This is a genomic window from Rhodococcus sp. P14, assembly GCF_000256505.1.
GTDB lineage: Bacteria > Actinomycetota > Actinomycetes > Mycobacteriales > Mycobacteriaceae > Rhodococcus > Rhodococcus ruber.
On record NZ_AJFC01000221.1, the window covers coordinates 16,081 to 33,896 of the forward strand.

The 17,816-nt window shown below is 71.8% G+C and carries 22 protein-coding genes; 14 read left to right on the forward strand and 8 right to left on the reverse strand.

What is annotated here, in order from left to right:
* Position 1 precedes the first annotated feature (1 nt).
* The gene (locus OEY_RS0115495) at positions 2 to 709 is read left to right on the forward strand and encodes a TIGR03089 family protein (protein ID WP_010594765.1); all 708 of its coding nucleotides are present in this window, start codon (positions 2 to 4) and stop codon (positions 707 to 709) included.
* Here OEY_RS0115495 and OEY_RS0115500 read toward each other — a convergent pair.
* The 3 genes from OEY_RS0115500 to OEY_RS0115510 form a co-directional block, all read right to left on the reverse strand.
* Positions 687 to 1,061, reverse strand: a complete 375-nt coding sequence (locus tag OEY_RS0115500) for a hypothetical protein (RefSeq protein ID WP_010594766.1) — start codon at positions 1,059 to 1,061, stop codon at positions 687 to 689. The genes OEY_RS0115495 and OEY_RS0115500 overlap by 23 nt on opposite strands.
* Positions 1,062 to 1,143: 82 nt before the next feature.
* A complete protein-coding gene (gene purE / locus OEY_RS0115505; protein WP_010594767.1) occupies positions 1,144 to 1,647 on the reverse strand; it encodes a 5-(carboxyamino)imidazole ribonucleotide mutase in 504 nt (167 codons plus the stop codon).
* Positions 1,640 to 2,935 carry a 5-(carboxyamino)imidazole ribonucleotide synthase gene (locus OEY_RS0115510; protein WP_010594768.1) on the reverse strand — a complete coding sequence of 432 codons (1,296 nt, stop codon included), beginning with the start codon at positions 2,933 to 2,935 and terminating at the stop codon, positions 1,640 to 1,642. The genes purE and OEY_RS0115510 overlap by 8 nt, the downstream gene beginning before the upstream one ends.
* 135 nt (positions 2,936 to 3,070) lie before the next feature.
* On the opposite strand from OEY_RS0115510, the gene OEY_RS28530 reads away from it, so the two are divergent.
* Positions 3,071 to 3,619, forward strand: a complete 549-nt coding sequence (locus OEY_RS28530) for a GtrA family protein (protein WP_010594769.1) — start codon at positions 3,071 to 3,073, stop codon at positions 3,617 to 3,619.
* Positions 3,620 to 3,655: 36 nt separating this feature from the next.
* Here OEY_RS28530 and OEY_RS0115520 read toward each other — a convergent pair whose 3' ends face one another.
* The 4 genes from OEY_RS0115520 to OEY_RS0115535 are packed head-to-tail and all read right to left on the reverse strand — an operon-like array spanning position 3,656 to position 7,151.
* Positions 3,656 to 4,960 carry a sensor histidine kinase gene (locus OEY_RS0115520; protein WP_010594770.1) on the reverse strand — a complete coding sequence of 435 codons (1,305 nt, stop codon included), beginning with the start codon at positions 4,958 to 4,960 and terminating at the stop codon, positions 3,656 to 3,658.
* Between the two features lie 10 nt (positions 4,961 to 4,970).
* Entirely contained in the window at positions 4,971 to 5,654 is a 684-nt protein-coding gene (locus OEY_RS0115525; RefSeq protein ID WP_010594771.1) for a response regulator transcription factor, read from the reverse strand.
* A 38-nt stretch (positions 5,655 to 5,692) separates the two neighbouring features.
* Positions 5,693 to 6,238 (reverse strand): PH domain-containing protein, encoded by a 546-nt coding sequence (locus tag OEY_RS0115530; RefSeq protein ID WP_010594772.1) that lies wholly within the window; start codon positions 6,236 to 6,238, stop codon positions 5,693 to 5,695.
* A gap of 46 nt (positions 6,239 to 6,284) precedes the next feature.
* Positions 6,285 to 7,151, reverse strand: coding sequence for a biotin--[acetyl-CoA-carboxylase] ligase (locus OEY_RS0115535; RefSeq protein WP_010594773.1), 867 nt, complete (start codon positions 7,149 to 7,151; stop codon positions 6,285 to 6,287).
* A gap of 117 nt (positions 7,152 to 7,268) precedes the next feature.
* On the opposite strand from OEY_RS0115535, the gene OEY_RS0115540 reads away from it, so the two are divergent.
* From OEY_RS0115540 to OEY_RS0115560, 5 genes are all read left to right on the forward strand, one after another.
* Entirely contained in the window at positions 7,269 to 8,909 is a 1,641-nt protein-coding gene (locus OEY_RS0115540) for an acyl-CoA carboxylase subunit beta (RefSeq protein WP_010594774.1), read from the forward strand.
* Positions 8,910 to 9,060: 151 nt separating this feature from the next.
* On the forward strand, positions 9,061 to 9,378 hold the full coding sequence (locus OEY_RS0115545) for an acyl-CoA carboxylase subunit epsilon (protein ID WP_010594775.1): 318 nt from the start codon (positions 9,061 to 9,063) through the stop codon (positions 9,376 to 9,378).
* A gap of 2 nt (positions 9,379 to 9,380) precedes the next feature.
* Entirely contained in the window at positions 9,381 to 10,037 is a 657-nt protein-coding gene (locus tag OEY_RS0115550) for a Maf family protein (protein WP_029540059.1), read from the forward strand.
* Positions 10,038 to 10,062: 25 nt separating this feature from the next.
* Positions 10,063 to 10,860, forward strand: a complete 798-nt coding sequence (locus OEY_RS0115555; RefSeq protein WP_010594777.1) for a class I SAM-dependent methyltransferase — start codon at positions 10,063 to 10,065, stop codon at positions 10,858 to 10,860.
* A 93-nt stretch (positions 10,861 to 10,953) separates the two neighbouring features.
* Positions 10,954 to 11,313 carry a cupin domain-containing protein gene (locus OEY_RS0115560; RefSeq protein WP_010594778.1) on the forward strand — a complete coding sequence of 120 codons (360 nt, stop codon included), beginning with the start codon at positions 10,954 to 10,956 and terminating at the stop codon, positions 11,311 to 11,313.
* Here the strand turns inward: OEY_RS0115560 and OEY_RS0115565 are convergent.
* A complete protein-coding gene (locus OEY_RS0115565; protein ID WP_010594779.1) occupies positions 11,279 to 11,680 on the reverse strand; it encodes a group III truncated hemoglobin in 402 nt (133 codons plus the stop codon). The genes OEY_RS0115560 and OEY_RS0115565 overlap by 35 nt on opposite strands.
* Positions 11,681 to 11,770: 90 nt before the next feature.
* Between OEY_RS0115565 and OEY_RS0115570 the strand changes: the two genes are divergently transcribed.
* From OEY_RS0115570 to OEY_RS0115600, 7 genes are all read left to right on the forward strand, one after another.
* The gene (locus tag OEY_RS0115570) at positions 11,771 to 12,664 is read left to right on the forward strand and encodes a sulfurtransferase (RefSeq protein ID WP_010594780.1); all 894 of its coding nucleotides are present in this window, start codon (positions 11,771 to 11,773) and stop codon (positions 12,662 to 12,664) included.
* Positions 12,661 to 13,074 (forward strand): SufE family protein, encoded by a 414-nt coding sequence (locus tag OEY_RS0115575; RefSeq protein ID WP_010594781.1) that lies wholly within the window; start codon positions 12,661 to 12,663, stop codon positions 13,072 to 13,074. Before OEY_RS0115570 ends, OEY_RS0115575 begins: the two co-directional genes overlap by 4 nt.
* A gap of 6 nt (positions 13,075 to 13,080) precedes the next feature.
* On the forward strand, positions 13,081 to 14,619 hold the full coding sequence (locus OEY_RS0115580) for a condensation domain-containing protein (protein WP_010594782.1): 1,539 nt from the start codon (positions 13,081 to 13,083) through the stop codon (positions 14,617 to 14,619).
* A gap of 120 nt (positions 14,620 to 14,739) precedes the next feature.
* Complete coding sequence (locus OEY_RS0115585) at positions 14,740 to 16,536, forward strand: acetyl/propionyl/methylcrotonyl-CoA carboxylase subunit alpha (protein WP_010594783.1); 1,797 nt, start codon at positions 14,740 to 14,742, stop codon at positions 16,534 to 16,536.
* Between the two features lie 80 nt (positions 16,537 to 16,616).
* Positions 16,617 to 17,207: a DUF1707 SHOCT-like domain-containing protein gene (locus tag OEY_RS31500; RefSeq protein ID WP_010594784.1), complete on the forward strand. Its 591-nt coding sequence runs from the start codon at positions 16,617 to 16,619 to the stop codon at positions 17,205 to 17,207.
* A gap of 20 nt (positions 17,208 to 17,227) precedes the next feature.
* The gene (locus OEY_RS0115595; RefSeq protein WP_010594785.1) at positions 17,228 to 17,608 is read left to right on the forward strand and encodes a DUF1707 SHOCT-like domain-containing protein; all 381 of its coding nucleotides are present in this window, start codon (positions 17,228 to 17,230) and stop codon (positions 17,606 to 17,608) included.
* A partial coding sequence (locus OEY_RS0115600; protein WP_010594786.1) for a hypothetical protein occupies positions 17,609 to 17,816 on the forward strand: 208 nt, incomplete at its 3' end.

Sequence of the window (17,816 nt, forward strand, 5' to 3'; positions counted from 1 at the left end):
TGTGACCACGCTGACCGACACCCTGCTCGATCCGATCCTGGCCGCCGACCCGGCGGGCCCCCGCATCACGTGGTACGACGACGAATCCGGCGCCCGGATCGAGCTGTCCGCGGTCACCCTCGCGAACTGGGCCGCCAAGACGGCGAACATGGTGCGCGACGAGTTCGGCCTGCTGCCCGGCGGGCGGGTGGCCGTCCTGCTCCCGGCCCACTGGCAGAGCGCCGCGGTCCTGCTCGGCGCGTGGTGGGCCGGCGCCGAGGTGGTGCTCGAACCCGACGACGCGGATCTCGCGCTGGTCACCGCAGACCGTCTCGACGAGGTCGCGGACGCCGCCGAGGTCGCGGTCCTCTCGCTCGACGCGTTCGGCCGGCCCGTGCCGGACCTGCCGGTCGGGGTCACCGACTATGCGACGCACGTGCGGGTGCACGGTGACCAGTTCCGCTCCGCCGGGGACGGCGGGCCGGTGCTCGACGGACGGACGGCCGACGACGTGGTGGCCGCGGCCCGGGACGCCGCCGCGGCCGCAGGCATCACGGGTGCGGACCGGGTGCTGTCGAGCCGCGACTGGAGCACCCCGCAGGCACTGATCGAGGGCCTGCTCGCCGTCCTCGCCGCCGGCGCGTCGCTGGTGCAGGTGAGCAACCCGGATCCGGCGGCCACGGAGCGACGGGCCGCGAGCGAGAAGATCACCGCCCGTCTGGACGGCTGACCCCGCCGGTGTAGCCGCCGTCGGCGAGGCCGGCCTCGATCTCGAACCGGTTGCGGGCACCGGGACGGCGCAGCTCTTCCCGGAGATATCGGATCGCGAAGCCGATGCCGTGCCGCGCCCACTGATCGGCGTGGACCGCCTCGTGCCGCAGGATCCGGCGCGACGGTGACCGGCCGGTGAGGAACGCCCCGCCGATCGTCGTCCCCGAGCGGGCGTAGCCGCCGCGCATTCCGGTGCAGAGGTAGAGACCGAACTCGTCGTCGAAGTCGATGCGGCCGCCCCACACGCGCGCCCACAACAGCGCCAGGGCCGTCACCGCGCGGGCCTGCGGGTCACCGCGCGACGCGCGCACAGAACGATCCGCGCGGCGCGCAGTCGTCCGCGCGCTCGATTTCGAGCGCGGACGACCGAAAAGCGCGCGTACGTGCACGAAGTCAGCCGAGCAGCTTCTGCCGCAACGCATCGTCCTTCTCGAGCACCATCTGCTCGAGGCCGGCCTGGAACTGCTCCATCCGTTCCCGCAGCGAGGGGTCGGCCGCGCCGAGGATGCGGGCGGCGAGCAGCCCGGCGTTGCGGGCTCCGCCGATGGAGACGGTCGCAACGGGCACCCCGGCGGGCATCTGCACGATCGACAGCAGCGAGTCCATGCCGTCGAGGTACTTCAGCGGCACCGGCACGCCGATCACCGGAAGGGGCGTCGCGGAGGCGACCATGCCCGGCAGGTGCGCGGCGCCGCCGGCGCCGGCAATGATCACCTTGATGCCACGTCCGGCGGCGTCGCGGGCGTAGTCGAGCATGCGCTGCGGGGTGCGGTGGGCCGAGACGACCCCCACCTCGAAGCGGATGCCGAACTCGACGAGCGCCTCGGCCGCAGCCTGCATCGTCGGCCAGTCCGAGTCGCTGCCCATGATCAGGCCGACCTGTGCTCCGTCAGTCACCGTGAGAATCCCATCCGTCGGTCCACACTCCGTGCGAGAGCCAGTGCGCCGCGCGCTCCGCGCGTTCGCGCACCGCCGCCACGTACTGCGGGTCGTCGATCGACCCGGTCGCGTCCCCGAGCACGTTGACGTGCCCGATCTTGCGGTCCTTGCGCTCACCCTTGCCGTAGAGGTGCACACGCACGTCGGGCATCCGGGCGAACAGGTGGTGCAGCCGCTCGTCCATGCTCATCTCGGGCGCCTCGGGGGCGCCGAGCACGTTCGCCATCACCGTCACCGGCGCGATCGGCGACGTGTCGCCGAGCGGGTAGTCGAGCACCGCACGCAGGTGCTGCTCGAACTGGCCGGTGCGGGCACCGTCCATGCCCCAGTGCCCGGAGTTGTGCGGCCGCATCGCGAGTTCGTTGACGATCAACTCGCCGGTCTCGGTCTCGAACAGCTCGACGGCCATGACCCCGACGACACCGAGTTCGGCGGCGATGCGCAGGGCCAGCTGTTCGGCGGCGGCTTCGACGTCGGCCCGCAGGTTCGGGGCGGGCGCGATGACGACGGCGCATTGCCCGTTCAGCTGCACCGTCTCGACCACGGGCCAGCTCGCGCCCTGCCCGAACGGCGAGCGCGCGACCATCGCGGACAGCTCCCGCCGCCACGAGACCTTCTCTTCGGCGATGAGCGGCACCCCGGCGGCGAGTTGCTCCGCGACGATCCGCTGCGCCTCGTCCACGTCGCCGATGATCCACACACCGCGGCCGTCGTAGCCGCCGCGGGCGGCCTTGATCACGACGGGCCAGCCGTGCTCGTCGCCGAAAGCGGTGAGTTCCTCGACCGAGGTGAGCTCGGCGAACGGCGGCACCGGTGCGCCGAGCTCGGCGAGGCGCCGACGCATCGCGAGCTTGTCCTGCGCATAGATCAGGGCCTGCGGCGGCGGCTGCACGCTGACGCCTTCGCGCTGCAGCGCCTCGAGGTGCTCGGTGGGCACATGTTCGTGGTCGAACGTGAGGGCGTGGACGCCGGTCGCGGCACTGCGCAGCGCGTCGAGGTCGGTGTGGCTGCCGAGTACCACGTCGGGGCTGACCCGGGCGGCCGGATCGTCCGGGCTCGCGGCCAGCACCCGCAGGGTCTGGCCGAGCGCGATCGCGGCCTGGTGGGTCATGCGGGCGAGCTGACCGCCGCCGACCATCGCGACGACCGGCATACCGGCGGGCAGCGTGCGGGGAGTGTGCGAAGGGGTGTCGCCGGCCGCGGGGGCGGGGGTCGCGGCGGCCGAGTCCGGGGGTGTAGCGGTCACGGCTCACCATGGTGTCACAGCGGGCGACGGGGGTGGCGCCGCGCTCCCGCGCGACACCCCCGCGTTCCTGTGGTAAAGCTGATAATCCACCGGCGGGTTCGTGTCTTCGAGCCACGGTTTCGTAGACTCGTCCGGGTGTCTTTCGTCGATGCGGCCGTGAACCGAGTCCCCGAGCCTCTCCGGGGGCTGTTGCTGCGGCACCACGAGCTGATCAAGTTCGCGATCGTCGGCGGCACCACCTTCGTCGTCGACTCGGTCATCTTCTACACCCTCAAGCTCACGGTGCTCGAGGAGAAGCCGGTGACCGCCAAGGTCATCGCCGGGGTGATCGCCGTGATCTGCTCGTACGTCCTCAACCGGGAGTGGTCGTTCAAGAACCGGGGCGGCCGGGAACGGCACCACGAGGCGCTGCTGTTCTTCGCCGTCAGCGGCATCGGCGTGGTCCTGAGCTTCATCCCGCTGTGGATCTCGAGCTACGTGTTCGACCTGCGGGTACCGGACGTCAGCCTCACCGTCGAGAACATCGCCGACTTCGTCAGCGCGTACATCATCGGCAATCTGCTGCAGATGGTCTTCCGGTTCTGGTGCTTCCGCCGCTTCGTGTTCCCGGAGGAGATGAATCCGGACGGGGACGAGGTTCCCGGGCACGAGGAACTCGCCGAGGAAGGCCTGGGACACTCCTGAACCCGGGCTGACTCCGGTCCCGCCCCCACTCACGGTTCAGCGCGGTTCCCGGATCCCCGTGTGGGTGGACTCGTCACGGGTGGAGCCGAGGAACAGTGCGAACAGGGCGGGGCGGCGGCGCTGCAGTTCCAGGCGCCCACCGTCGGCCTCGGTCAGAGCCCGGGCGAGGGCCAGGCCCACACCGGTCGAGCCGGTACCGGAGAAGCCGCGGTCGAAGATGTGCGGCGCCAGCTCGTCGCTGACACCGTCCCCCTCGTCGGTGACCTCCACGCACACCGTCGATCCGCCGCCGAGGGTCGAGACCCGCCGCACGGACACGGTGCACGTGCCGTCGCCGTGCATGAGCGCGTTGTCGACCAGCACCGCGACGGCCTCGCGCAGCCGGGACCCGGTCACCCGGCTGCGCAGCGACGGATCCCCGCTCAGGTGCAATTCCCGCCCCGCTTCCTTGTAGGGGCCTCGCCAGTCCGCGATCACCCCCGTCAGCTCCCCGACGACGGACACCTCGGTGCGCAGTTCGGAACCGCTGTTGCGGGACGCGCGGACCAGTTCGTCGATGGCGGTGGTGAGCCGGTCCACCTGGCGCATCGCTTCCTCGGCTTCCTCGACGACAGCCGGGTCGGTGTGGGTGGACAGCTCGTCGAGGCGCAGCCGCACCGCGGTCAGCCGGGACCGCAGCTGGTGCGAGACGTCGCCGACGAGGGCGTGCTCGCGCTGCAGGCGACCGGCGATCTCGACGGTGGCGGCGTCGAGGACGTCCGAGACGCGGTCGAGTTCGGGGATGCCGTGCCGGCGCGGATCGGGCCGGAAGTCGCCTTCGCCCAGCCGGCGGGCCCGCGCTGCGACGTCGCGCAAGGGGTCCGCCAGCCGGCGCGCGGTGACGACGGCGACGACGGCACCGACAGCCACGGACAGCAGCACGAGCAGCGTCACCCCGACGAGAACCTGCCGCTGCAGCAGACGCATGTCCTCGGACGGCGCCTCGAGCCGCAGGGATCCCGACGTTCCCATCGACAGGGACTCGACCAGTGGGTCGGGCACCGTGGCGGCACCGATGTCGAGCCGGGCCGCGGCGTCCTCGGGGGTCGGGTAGACGACGAGGAGGCGTCCGCCGTCGGGGACGACGAGCCGCAGGGAACTGGTGTCGAGTCCCCCGACCACCAGGCCGTCGGCGCCTTCCTGGGCGATAACCTCCGCGGACATGCGCTCGAGCCGGCCCTGCAGGTCGCGGCGTGCGGTGTCCTCGACGAACAACCAGGCGGTGTAGGCGAGCGGGACTCCGAGCAGCAGGGCCACGAGCAGGGAGCCCGCGAGGACCGCGAACAGGATTCGGCTGCGCACCCCGGCCCCGTCAGTCGGTGTTCAGCCGGAATCCGACACCGCGGACGGTAGCGATGCGTCGTTCCCCGGCCGGGCCCTCGTCGCCGATCTTGCGGCGCAGCCAGGACATGTGCATGTCGAGGGTCTTGGAACCCCGCAGGTCGGCGTCGCCCCAGACCTCCTGCAGGATGGCGTCACGGGAGACCACCTGGCCGGCGTGTTCGAGCAGCACCCGCAGCAGTTCGTATTCCTTGTTGGCGAGGGTGACTTCGGAGCCGTCGACGAGCACGCGCCGGGCCGCCCGTTCGAGCCGGATCCCGGAGACCTCGACGACGTCCTCGGGCTCGCCACCCCCGCGGCGGCGCAGCAGCGCCCGGACCCGGGCCATGAGCTCGGCGAGCCGGAAGGGCTTGCCGACGTAGTCGTCGGCGCCGGCGTCGAGACCGACGACGAAGTCGACCTCGTCGGTGCGGGCGGTGAGCATCAGGACGGCGAGGTCGGAGCGGTGGGCGCGGATCTGCCGGCACACCTCGAGGCCGTCGATGCCGGGCAGTCCGAGATCGAGGATGAGCAGTTCGTACTCACCGGACAGCGCCCGTTCGAGCGCGTCGGGACCGGTCTGCTCGACGGTGACGTCGTACCCCTCCCGGCCCAGCGCGCGGGACAGGGGCGCGGCGATGGCTTCGTCGTCTTCGGCGAGCAGGACTGCGGTCACGGATCCAGCGTACGGATCGGCACCGGGCGCACGGCGCGTTACCAGGCTTTGCGGCTCGGCCCGTCGGTCCGCGGTTCCCCGCCCCGCACCGGGTCGGCGTGGAAGGCCTGCTGATACAGCAGGGCATGCACGCGCTGCACGTCGGGGATGTCGTCGAATTCGAGCGGGTCGTCGGCCGCGGAGACGATGACGAGGGTGCCGGTGCGCAGGATCCGGTCCAGCAGGCCGTGCCGGAACTGCACGTTGCTGATGCGTCCCATCGGGATGTCGATGCCGGAGTGGGTGAGAACGCCCTGCCGGACGAGGACCCGCCGATCGGTGACGATGAAGTGGGTCGACAGCCAGCCGACGAGCGGCGCCAGACACTGCCAGGCGACGATCGCCGCCCACGCCACCGCGAGCACGATCGTCAGGGTGCTCGCGGTGGAGCCGTCGAGCCGGGCCTGGCTCAGGCCGAGCAGAAATCCGGCGAGCGCGGTGGCGAGGAGGAAGATCGCCGCCGGGACGATGAGCATCTTCCAGTGCGGGTGCCGGTGCAGCAGCAGCCGTTCCTCGGCGGCGAGGGCGTCCTCCGGGTATCCCATGCCGGACACGATGACACAGCCGCGATGCGGGGTGCTCGAGGGCGGGTCAGGGCACCGGGCGCAGGTGGGTGATGTCCCCGGCCGACACCGCGATCGGCTCGCCGCCGTCGTCCGGGGTGATGACGATGCGGCCCTGCTCGTCGACGTCGACCGCGACGCCGTGCAGTTCTGTGTCGCCGGGCAGCACCGCTCGCACCCGGCGCCCGAGCGTGCCGCACCGTTCGCGGTACGCCGCGGCCGGTCCGGTGACGTCCCAGCCCGCGACGTACCACTGCTGCCAGCGGCGGCCGAGTTCGCGCAGCAGCCCCTCGGCGAGTGCGGTGCGATCGAGATCGGTCGCCCCGGCGAGCGCGAGCGACGTCGCGGTGGGTACCGGCAACTCGTCCTCGGTGAGCGAGACGTTGAGTCCGATCCCGACCACCACGGCGGGCTCGGGATGGGTTCCGGCGACCTCGGCGAGAATTCCGGCTACCTTCCGGCCCTCGACGAGGACGTCGTTGGGCCATTTCAGCTCGGCATCGACCCCGGTCACCGACCGGATCGCGTCGACGGTCGCGGTGCCGGCCAGCAGCGGCAGCCAGCCCAGGTCGGCGAGGTCGATGCCGGGCATGCGCAGCAGCACCGAGACGATCACCTGAGCGCGGGGAACGCCGGCCCATCCCCGCGAGTGCCGCCCCCGGCCGCCGTGCTGGAACTCGGCGAGCAGCACGCGGCGGTCGGTGCCGGGGTCGCGGGCGACAGCGAGCAGGTCGGCGTTGGTGGAGGCGGTCTCGGTGACCACGTCGAGGCGCCGGTAGAACGCGTCGGGATCGGCGCCGCGCACGAGGGCGGCGCGCAACCGCTCGACGTCGAGTTCGCCTCGCGCGGGCGCGGGGTCGACGGGCGGACGCTGCGGTTCGGGTTCGGTGGGCATCCGCACAGCCTAGGATGGGCGGCGAACCGTACTCGCCGGTAGCTTCAGTTCAATGATTCAACACAAGCGGGGGCTCGGTGCGCGCTCGCTGACTGACGCTCGCTAAGCTCATGGCCCATGACCACTGTCCAGGAGCCGTCCGCGCCCGAGGCGGCGAGCACGCCCGATATCCACACGACCGCCGGCAAGCTGGCGGACCTGCGCAATCGCCAGGCTCAGGCGCAGGCCCCGAGCGGTGCGGCCGCCGTCGAGAAGGTGCACGCGAAGGGCAAGCTCACGGCCCGTGAGCGCATCGAAGCGCTGCTCGACGAAGGCTCGTTCGTCGAGCTCGACCAGCTCGCCCGCCACCGCAGCACCAACTTCGGCCTGGCCGAGAACCGGCCGGTCGGCGACGGCGTCGTCACCGGCTACGGCACCGTCGACGGCCGCGACGTGTGCGTGTTCTCGCAGGACGCGACCGTGTTCGGCGGCAGTCTCGGCGAGGTCTACGGCGAGAAGATCGTCAAGGTCATGGACCTCGCGCTGCGGACCGGCCGTCCTCTGATCGGCATCAACGAGGGCGCCGGCGCGCGCATCCAGGAAGGCGTCGTCTCCCTCGGCCTCTACGGCGAGATCTTCCACCGCAACGTGCAGGCCTCCGGCGTGATCCCGCAGATCTCGCTGATCATGGGCCCGGCCGCCGGCGGACACGTCTACTCCCCCGCCCTGACCGACTTCGTGGTGATGGTCGACCAGACCAGCCAGATGTTCGTCACCGGACCCGACGTCATCAAGACCGTCACCGGCGAGGACGTCACCATGGAGGATCTCGGCGGCGCCCACACGCACATGGTCAAGTCCGGGGTCGCGCACTACGTCGCCGACGGCGAGCAGGACGCCCTGGACTACGTCAAGGACCTGCTGTCGTACCTGCCGAGCAACAATCAGGCCGCCGCGCCCCGCACGGCGCCGACCGACCCGATCGTCGGCTCGATCGAGGACTCGCTCACCGAGGAGGATCTCGAGCTCGACACCCTGATCCCGGATTCGGCGAACCAGCCCTACGACATGCACGAGGTGATCCGTCGCCTGCTCGACGACGACGAGTTCCTCGAGGTGCAGGCCGAGCGCGCCCAGAACATCATCGTCGGCTTCGGCCGCGTCGACGGCCGCAGCGTCGGCATCGTCGCCAACCAGCCCACCCAGTTCGCGGGCTGCCTGGACATCGACGCTTCGGAGAAGGCCGCGCGCTTCGTGCGCACCTGCGACGCGTTCAACGTCCCGATCGTCACCCTCGTCGACGTGCCGGGCTTCCTGCCGGGCACCGAGCAGGAGTACAACGGCATCATCCGCCGCGGCGCGAAGCTGCTGTACGCGTACGGCGAGGCCACCGTCGGCAAGATCACCGTCATCACGCGCAAGGCCTACGGCGGCGCGTACGACGTGATGGGCTCGAAGCACATGGGTGCGGACGTCAACCTGGCGTGGCCGACCGCGCAGATCGCCGTGATGGGCGCCTCCGGTGCCGTCGGCTTCGTCTACCGCAAGCGCCTGCTCGAAGCGGCCAAGAACGGCGAGGACGTCGACGCGCTGCGCCTCGAGCTGCAGAACGAGTACGAGGACACCCTGGTGAATCCGTACGTCGCCGCCGAGCGCGGCTACGTCGACGCGGTCATCCCGCCGTCGCACACGCGCGGGCAGATCGTGGCGGCCCTGCGGCTGCTCGAGCGCAAGATGGTCACGCTGCCGCCGAAGAAGCACGGGAACATCCCCCTCTGACGGCCACTCGGCCGAGACCATCCCGGCCGGTTCGGTTCCGCCGAGCCGGCCGGGCCCCGACCCACGAGAGGGACGACATGACTTCGAACGCGCAGCGCGCCCGCTCCCGCGCCCTGCCCGCCGCCTCCGGTAACCTCCCGGGAGGTGTGTTGTGACTGCGGTAGCTGAGGAGAAGACCATCATCGACACCGAGGTGACCGAGGTCGCAGCGGCCGAGTCGGCAGAGTCGGCCGAGTCGACGGCGCCGGCGGCCGAGACCGCCGGCCCCGAGACGTCCGCGGCGATCCGGATCGTCAAGGGCAACCCCTCGGATGTCGAGATCGCCGCGCTGGTCGCGGTGCTCGCCGCGGCCTCCGGATCCGCCGCCCCGGCAGAGGACGACCGCCCGCGCGAGACGTGGGGCGACCCCACGCGGATGCACCGCCGGACGGCGCCGTTCTCGCCGTACTCGTACCCGAACCTGGGCTGATCGTGGCCAGGCTGGTGCTCGCGTCGGCGTCCCCGGCCCGGCTGTCCGTGCTGCGCGCGGCCGGGGTCGACCCGATCGTGCGGGTCTCGGCGGTGGACGAGGATGCACTGATCGCCGAGCTCGGTCCCGGCGCGGCACCCGAACTGGTGGTCACCGAGCTCGCGAGGGCGAAGGCGGCGGACGTCGTGCCGGCCCTCGTGCGCGACGGTCTCGGTGACGACACCCTCGTCGTGGGCTGCGACTCGATGCTGCTGGTCGACGGGCAGCTCCAGGGCAAGCCGGGCACGGTGGAGGTCGCCCGCGAGCGCTGGCGGGCGATGGCGGGCCGCAGCGCCGACCTGCTCACCGGCCACAGCGTCCTGCGCCTGGGCGGCGGCGAGGTCGTCGCCCGCGCCGCCGGCCACAGCAGCACCACCGTCCACTTCGGCCGCCCCACCGACGCCGACCTCGAGGCCTACCTGGCCAGCGGCGAGCCGCTGCAGGTGGCGGGGGCGTTCACGCTCGACAGCCTCGGCGGGTGGTTCGTCGAGCGCGTCGAGGGCGACCCGTCCTCGGTGATCGGGATCGGCCTGCCGCTGGTGCGACGACTGCTCGCCGAGGTGGGCGTGTCGGTGGCGCGGCTCTGGGCGTCGAACACCGCCGAGGCCCCTTCTATTTAGGATTGCCTTCCCTTAACATCGAGGCATGAGCGATCCCCATGCCCTGCCCATGTCCGAGCGCGACTCCGCCCACCTGCCCGGCCACTGGCTGCTCGCTCGCCTCGGCAAGCGCGTGCTGCGTCCCGGCGGCGCGGGGATGACCACGCGCCTGCTCGCCGACGCGGGCATCGAGGGCAGCGACGTCGTCGAACTCGCCCCCGGCCTCGGTCGGACCGCGCGGGAGATCCTGGCTTCGGCGCCGCTCTCGTACACCGGCGTCGAGCACGACGAGACCGCCGCGGCGCTGACCCGCGACGCGATCGGCGACCGCGGTCGCTGCGTCGTCGCGGACGCCGCGGCCACCGGCCTTCCCGATGCGGACGCCGACGTCGTCGTCGGCGAAGCGATGCTCACCATGCAGACCGACGCCGCCAAGGCCCGCATCGTCGCCGAGGCCGTGCGCACGCTGCGCCCCGGTGGCCGGTACGCGATCCACGAGCTCGCCCTCGTGCCCGACGAGCTCGACGACGCGGTGAAGACCGAGATCCGGCAGGGCCTGGCCCGCTCCATCAAGGTCAACGCCCGTCCGCTCACCGTCGCCGAGTGGCGGTCCCTGCTCACCGACGCCGGCCTGCGCGTCGACGTCGTGCGGCTCGCCCCGATGGCGTTGCTGCGGCCCGCGCGGTTCGTCGCCGACGAGGGCGTCCTCGGCACCCTGCGCTTCGTACGCAACGTGCTGCGCGACGGCGACGCCCGCAAGCGGGTGCTGGGCATGCGCGCGACGTTCACGACGTACCGCAAGTCGATCGCGGCCGTGGCGATCGTCGCGGCGAAGCCGCGGTAGGGCGATCGTCGCGGCGAAGCCGCGGTAGGGCGATCGTCGCGACGAAGCCGCGGTAGGGCGATCGTCGCGACGAAGCCGCGGTAGCCTGCGGTCGTGAGCCCCGCCGCGCCGCAGCCCGAACCCGCCGCCCCCGCCCTGTCGCACCTCGCCGACGTCCGCGACGCCGTCGAGCCCTACCCGGACCGACCGCGCCCGCAGCGCGTCCTCGTCGCCGAGGGGGCCCGCGTCGTGGTCTTCGCCTTCGACGCCGGGCAGGAACTGCGCGAGCACACGGCCGCGTTTCCGGTCCTGCTGCAGGCCCTCACCGGCCACCTGCAGGTGACCGCCGACGGGCGCACCGTCGACCTCGAGCCGGGCGGGGTGGTGCACATGACCACCCGCCTGCCGCACGCGGTACGAGCAGTCGAGCCGTCGCGGCTCATGCTGACGATGCTCGATCCAGCCGCGCGCTGAGCGCCGCCGCGATCGACGCCGCCTTCGCCTTGGCGCGGTCGGCGTTCGTCCCGGCGAACAACTCGTCGACGGCCTCGTTCCACAGCCGCACCCAGCGGTCGAATCGGGCCGCGTCGAGCCCGTACTGGCGGTGCAGCGCGGCATGCACCGGCACCAGGGCGCCGCGGTAGCGGCCGGTGCGCAGCAGCACCTGCTCCCAGAAGTCCCCGATCGTCGGGAGATGGTCGTCGAGGCCGATCACGGCGAGGGTCGAGAACGGCGCCTCGAGCACGGGATCGACCAGCGCGCGCTCGTAGAACCGGCGCAGCAGCCGATCGATGTCGGCGCGGGTCGCGAGGTCCGTCGGGGCGGACGGGGAGCACAGCACGTTGCCCGACGGTACCGCCTAGAATCGACGGCGCACGTCGTCACCGGATTGTCGATCACCGAACTGTCACCACTGCCTCAGGAGCCACCTGTGCCCGTCGCGCCCGACGCCAACCCGTCCTTCGCCGCCTACGCCGATCCGACCCGCCTGGTGTCGACGGAGTGGCTGTCCGCCCACCTGGGCGCACCCGAGGTGAAGGTCGTCGAATCGGACGAGGATGTGCTGCTGTACGACGTCGGCCACATCCCCGGCGCCGTGAAGATCGACTGGCATCTCGACCTCAACGACCCGGTCACCCGCGACTACATCGACGGCGCCCAGTTCGCCGCCCTGATGGACCGCAAGGGCATCCGCCGCACCGACACGGTCGTCATCTACGGCGACAAGTCGAACTGGTGGGCCGCCTACGCGCTGTGGGTGTTCACGCTGTTCGGTCACGAGGACGTGCGTCTGCTCGACGGCGGCCGCGACGCCTGGATCGCCGAGAACCGCGACACCACCCTCGACATCCCGGTGAGCACCACCAGCGGCTACCCGGTGGTCGAGCGGAACGACGCCGCGATCCGGGCGTTCAAGGACGACGTCCTTGACCACCTCGGCAAGGGACCGCTCGTGGACGTGCGCTCCCCGCAGGAGTACACGGGCGAGCGCACCCACATGCCGGACTACCCCGAGGAAGGTGCGCTGCGCGGCGGGCACATCCCCACCGCGGTGTCCATTCCGTGGGCGCGGGCAGCGGCACCGGACAGCCGGTTCCGGTCGCGCACCGAGCTCGAGGAGATCTACGCCGACATCCCGCGGGACGCCGACGTCGTCGCGTACTGCCGCATCGGCGAACGGTCGAGCCACACGTGGTTCGTGCTGACCCATCTCCTCGGCTACGAGCACGTCCGCAACTACGACGGGTCGTGGACCGAGTGGGGCAATGCGGTACGGGTGCCGATCGTCAAGGGCGAGGAGCCCGGAGAGGTGCCGGCCCGGTGACCCTGCCCGCACCTCTCGCCGAGATCGTCGACGACTTCGCCGCGGTCGACGGCCAGGACAAGCTGCAGCTGCTGCTCGAGTTCAGCCGGGAACTTCCGCCGATTCCCGCCGAACTCGAGGAGGCGGCGATGGAGCCGGTGCCCGAGTGCCAGTCACCGCTGTTCCTGTCGGTCGACACGGCCGACCGTGAGCATGTGCGGCTGCACTTCAGCGCGCCCCCCGAGGCCCCGACCACCCGCGGCTTCGCGTCCATCCTGCATCAGGGGCTCGACGGCCTCAGTGCCGAACAGATCCTCGAGGTCCCCGACGACTTCTACTCGGCCCTCGGCCTGGCCGAAGCTGTCAGCCCGCTGCGCCTGCGAGGGATGAGCGCAATGCTGGCGCGCATCAAGCGGCATCTGCGCACCTGAGATGTCATGGAGTTCACCGAGCTGGCGGACTACCCGATCCCGGCGGGTGTGCTGACCGAATGGCTGCCGTGCGCCGCGGAGGATGCCTGGACGACCGATCCGCGGCCGGTGTCGTACGTCCACGAGGCGCATCTGCGCCGCACCGCGGGCAGCCGATACGGCGACGTTCCGGATGCGTGGCTGGGTACCGCCTTCGAGGTCCGCGGGCATCTCGAACAGGAACCGTTCCGGCGGGCCCTCGAACGCTGGATCGACCGCCACGAACCGCTGCGCAGCCACGTCGCCCTGGGCGGCGACGCGGCCGCCGGCGCGACCCGGCGCACCGCGCCCGCCGGCGCGACCCGGCGCACCGCGCCCGCCGGCGCGACCCGGCGCACCGCGCCCGCCGGCGCGACCCGGCGCACCGCGCCCGCCGGCGCGACCCGGCGCACCGCGCCCGCCGGTGCGGTGTCGGTCCGGTACGTCCGACACCTGCCCTCCGCTCCGGACGACATCCGCGAGCACCTCGAGCAACTGCTCGCCGACTGCACCGAACCGCACACGTGGCCGGCGTACGTCTTCGCCACCCTCGAACCCGAGGACGCGGACGCGTCCGGCTCGTCGTTCACGGTGTTCTTCGCCGCTGACCCTGCCGTGGCCGACGCCTACTCGGTCGTCCTGGTCGCCCACGAGATCACCGCCCTGTACGAGCAGGAGCGATCCGGCCGGCCGGCCGGATTGTTCCCCGTGGGCAGCTACATCGACTTCGGTGCCGCGGAACGGGCGGACGCCGCCGACCTGGCCGGCGACCACGAGGCCGTGCGGATCTGGCGAGACGCCCTGACCGCCGGCGGCGGCATGCCCGAGTTCCCGTTGCCCCTCGGCCCCCGGCCCGTCGACGGGTCGCCGCAGCGTCGGCTGTCCGTGCGGATGCTCGACGACGAACGGGCCAACCGGTTCGCCGCCCGCTGCCGGGAGGCCGGGCACGGATTCTTCGCCGGCACGCTGGCGTGTCTCGCCCGGGCCGCGGTCGAACTCGCGGGGATCGAACTGTTCCGGACGATCGCGCCCGCCCACACCCGCAGCGGCCCGATGTGGGCCGGAGCCCTCGGCTGGTTCGTGGGGCTGCGTCCGGTCGAGATCGACACGACCGGGACCGCGGACTTCGCGACGCTCGTGGCGCGCGCCGGTGCCGAACTGCGCCGCACCCGGGCGAGCGCCCGGGTCCCGTTCGACCTCGTCGGCGAACTGCTGGGGATACCCATGCGACCGCGATTCCTGGTGTCGTACATGGATGTTCGCTTCGTCCCCATGGCCGCGCAGTGGCCGCAGTGGAACGCCCGGACACTGCGCAGCCGCAGCTACACGCACGACGTGTTCCTGTGGTTCAACCGCAGCCCGAAGGGCGTGAACCTGGCGGGCCGGTTTCCCGACACGCCGACCGCCGCGGCCAACGTGCCGCCGTTCGTCGAGCGGGTCCGAGAATTGATGCACGAGGTGAGCGAGGGTCGCGCGTGGGACACGCCGGAACCCGCGAACCGGGGCGATCCGACTACCGACCGGTAACGTTGCCGGGTTCCGGGCGACCCGTAGGGTGTAGTGGCTATCCGGTTACATCGTCTATCGGATTGGCGCCTACACTCCCAGAGACGGCAATAACCTAACGATCGATCAACAGGAGGCTCCGTGCCCAGTCATGCCAGCGCGCACATCACGAAGGTGCTCGTCGCCAACCGCGGCGAGATCGCTGTGCGGGTCATCCGAGCCGCCAAGGACGCCGGTTACGGGAGCGTGGCCGTCTACGCAGAACCCGACGCCGACGCCCAGTTCGTGAAGCTCGCCGACGAGGCATTCGCGCTCGGTGGCCAGACCTCCGCCGAGTCCTACCTGGTGTTCGACAAGATCCTCGACGCCGCCCGCAAGTCCGGCGCCGACGCGATCCACCCCGGCTACGGCTTCCTGTCCGAGAACGCCGACTTCGCCCAGGCCGTGATCGACGCCGGCCTGATCTGGATCGGCCCCTCCCCGCAGGCCATCCGCGACCTCGGCGACAAGGTCACCGCACGGCACATCGCCGAGCGCGCCCAGGCCCCGATGGCCGCGGGCACCAAGGACCCCGTCGCCAATGCCGACGAGGTCGTGGAGTTCGCGAAGGAGTACGGCGTGCCGGTCGCGATCAAGGCGGCCTTCGGCGGTGGCGGCCGCGGCATGAAGGTCGCGCACTCCATCGAGGAGATCCCCGAGCTGTTCGAGTCCGCGACCCGCGAGGCCGTCGCCGCCTTCGGCCGCGGCGAGTGCTTCGTCGAGCAGTACCTCGACAAGGCCCGCCACGTCGAGGCGCAGGTCATCGCCGACCAGCACGGCAACGTCATCGTCGCCGGCACCCGCGACTGCTCGCTGCAGCGCCGCTTCCAGAAGCTCGTCGAGGAGGCCCCCGCGCCGTTCCTGACCGACGAGCAGCGCCGCCGCATCCACGAGTCCGCCAAGGCCATCTGCCGCGAGGCCGGCTACTACGGCGCCGGCACGGTCGAGTACCTGGTCCAGGGCGACACCGTCTCCTTCCTCGAGGTCAACACCCGCCTGCAGGTCGAGCACCCGGTCACCGAGGAGACCGCGGGCATCGACCTGGTGCGCCAGCAGTTCCGCATCGCCAACGGCGAGAAGCTCGAGATCACCGAGGATCCGACCCCGCGCGGGCACGCGTTCGAGTTCCGCATCAACGGCGAGGACGCCGGCCGCGGCTTCCTGCCGGCCCCCGGCCCGATCAGCGTGTACCGCGAGCCCTCGGGCCCGGGTGTGCGCGTCGACTCCGGCGTGGTGCAGGGCGACGTCATCGGCGGGCAGTTCGACTCGATGCTCGCCAAGCTGATCGTCACGGGCGAGACCCGGCAGCAGGCGCTCGAGCGCGCCCGCCGCGCCCTGGCCGAGTTCGAGGTCGACGGCCTGGCCACCGTGATCCCGTTCCACCGGCACATCGTCGAGCACCCCGCGTTCGTCGGGGACGGCGAGAAGTTCGACGTCTACACCAAGTGGATCGAAACCGAGTGGGAGAACACCGTCGAGCCGTACACCGGCGGTGCGGCCGCGACCGAGGACGAGGACGAGGCCCTGCCGCGGCAGAACGTCGTCGTCGAGGTCGGCGGCCGTCGCGTCGAGGTGTCGCTGCCCGGTCAGTTCACCCTCGGCGCCGGTGGCGCTGCGGCCGGCGGGGCGCTGCGCAAGAAGCCGAAGCCGCGCAAGCGCGGCGGCGCCCACGGCGGTAAGGCCTCCGGTGACGCGGTCACCGCGCCGATGCAGGGCACCGTCGTCAAGGTCGCGGTCTCCGAGGGCCAGGAGGTCGCCGAGGGCGACCTGATCGTGGTGCTCGAGGCCATGAAGATGGAGAACCCGGTCAACGCGCACAAGGCCGGTGTCGTCACGGGCCTGGCGGTCGAGCCGGGCGCCGCCATCACCCAGGGCACGGTGCTCGCCGAGCTCAAGTAGTCCCGCGTCCGACGGCGCGCCCCCGGAATCCTCGGATTCCGGGGGCGCGCCGTCGGCCGTCCCGGGTCTAGGGTGGTGACATGGCCGATTCACCGGAAATCCGTGTCGGCACGGTCGAGCGCGAGCAAGCTCAGGTCCTGCTCGGCGAGCACTTCGGTGCCGGCCGGCTCACCCTCGCCGAATTCGAGGACCGCAGCGGTCGCATCGCCGCCGCCACCACCCGCCGCGACCTCGCACTCCTGTTCACCGACCTGCCTCCCCTGACCGGCCGGACCGACGGACGTCGGCGCGGGTGGTGGTTCCTGGTCCCGGTCGTGGTGCTCGGACTGTTGGCGCTCCACGCACTCCTGGAACCGGGCGTGTGGATCATGACGGGCGCGGGCGCCGCCGCCACCGTCGCCGTCCTCGCCGTCCGCGCCCGCGGCGGGCGGCCACGTCCGGCCGAGCCGGCCTTCCTGCGCGATGTCGCTCCGGCCCCCGCCCCCCGGGAACCGCAACCGCCCGCCCCCCGCGACATTCCCGACGTGGTGTGGCTGCTGGCGATGAGCATGTTCGCCGTCGCCCCGGCCCTGGTACTGCGGCATCCGGTGGCGCTGCTGATCTCCGCGGTCGCGCTGATCCTGATCATCTCCAGAGCATTCCGGACCGGCACCGGCGGGACCGGTCGCTGACGACACATTAGTGTGGACCCATGGCCGACTCCCCCGAGGTCCGTATCGGCACCGTCGAACGCGAACAGGCACTGAACCTGCTCGGTGAGCACTTCGGTGCCGGCCGGCTCACCCTCGCCGAATTCGACGAGCGCAGCGCGAAGGCGGCAGCGGCCACCACCCGCGCCGAGCTCGACACCTTGTTCACCGACCTGCCCCCCGCGACCCCGAACACGCCTGCGCCGGTACAGGACACCGCGAAGGCCGAGCAGTGGGAGAAGTGGCGCACCACCGCCATGGCGCTGGTCCCGTTCGTCGCGCTGGTGCTGTTCTTCGCCTTCGACAACTGGCTGTGGTTCCTGCTGATCCCGGTCGCGGGAATCCTGTTCTCCGCGACCAAGGGCACGAAGGGTGGCTGCTGAGTGGAGCCCGTCGAGATCAACGCGGGCAACTGGTATCTGCTCGCCGAGGACCCCGAGGCGTGGGCCGCGGACACCGGCTACCACTGGTCGGTCCGGGAGGCGACGACCGCCGCCGTCGAAGCCACCGTCCAACTGCGTCCCGACGGGACGCTGACCGGCACCGCCGAACCCGGCGGCTCCGCCGCCCTGGCCGCGGGTTCGGCGGGCG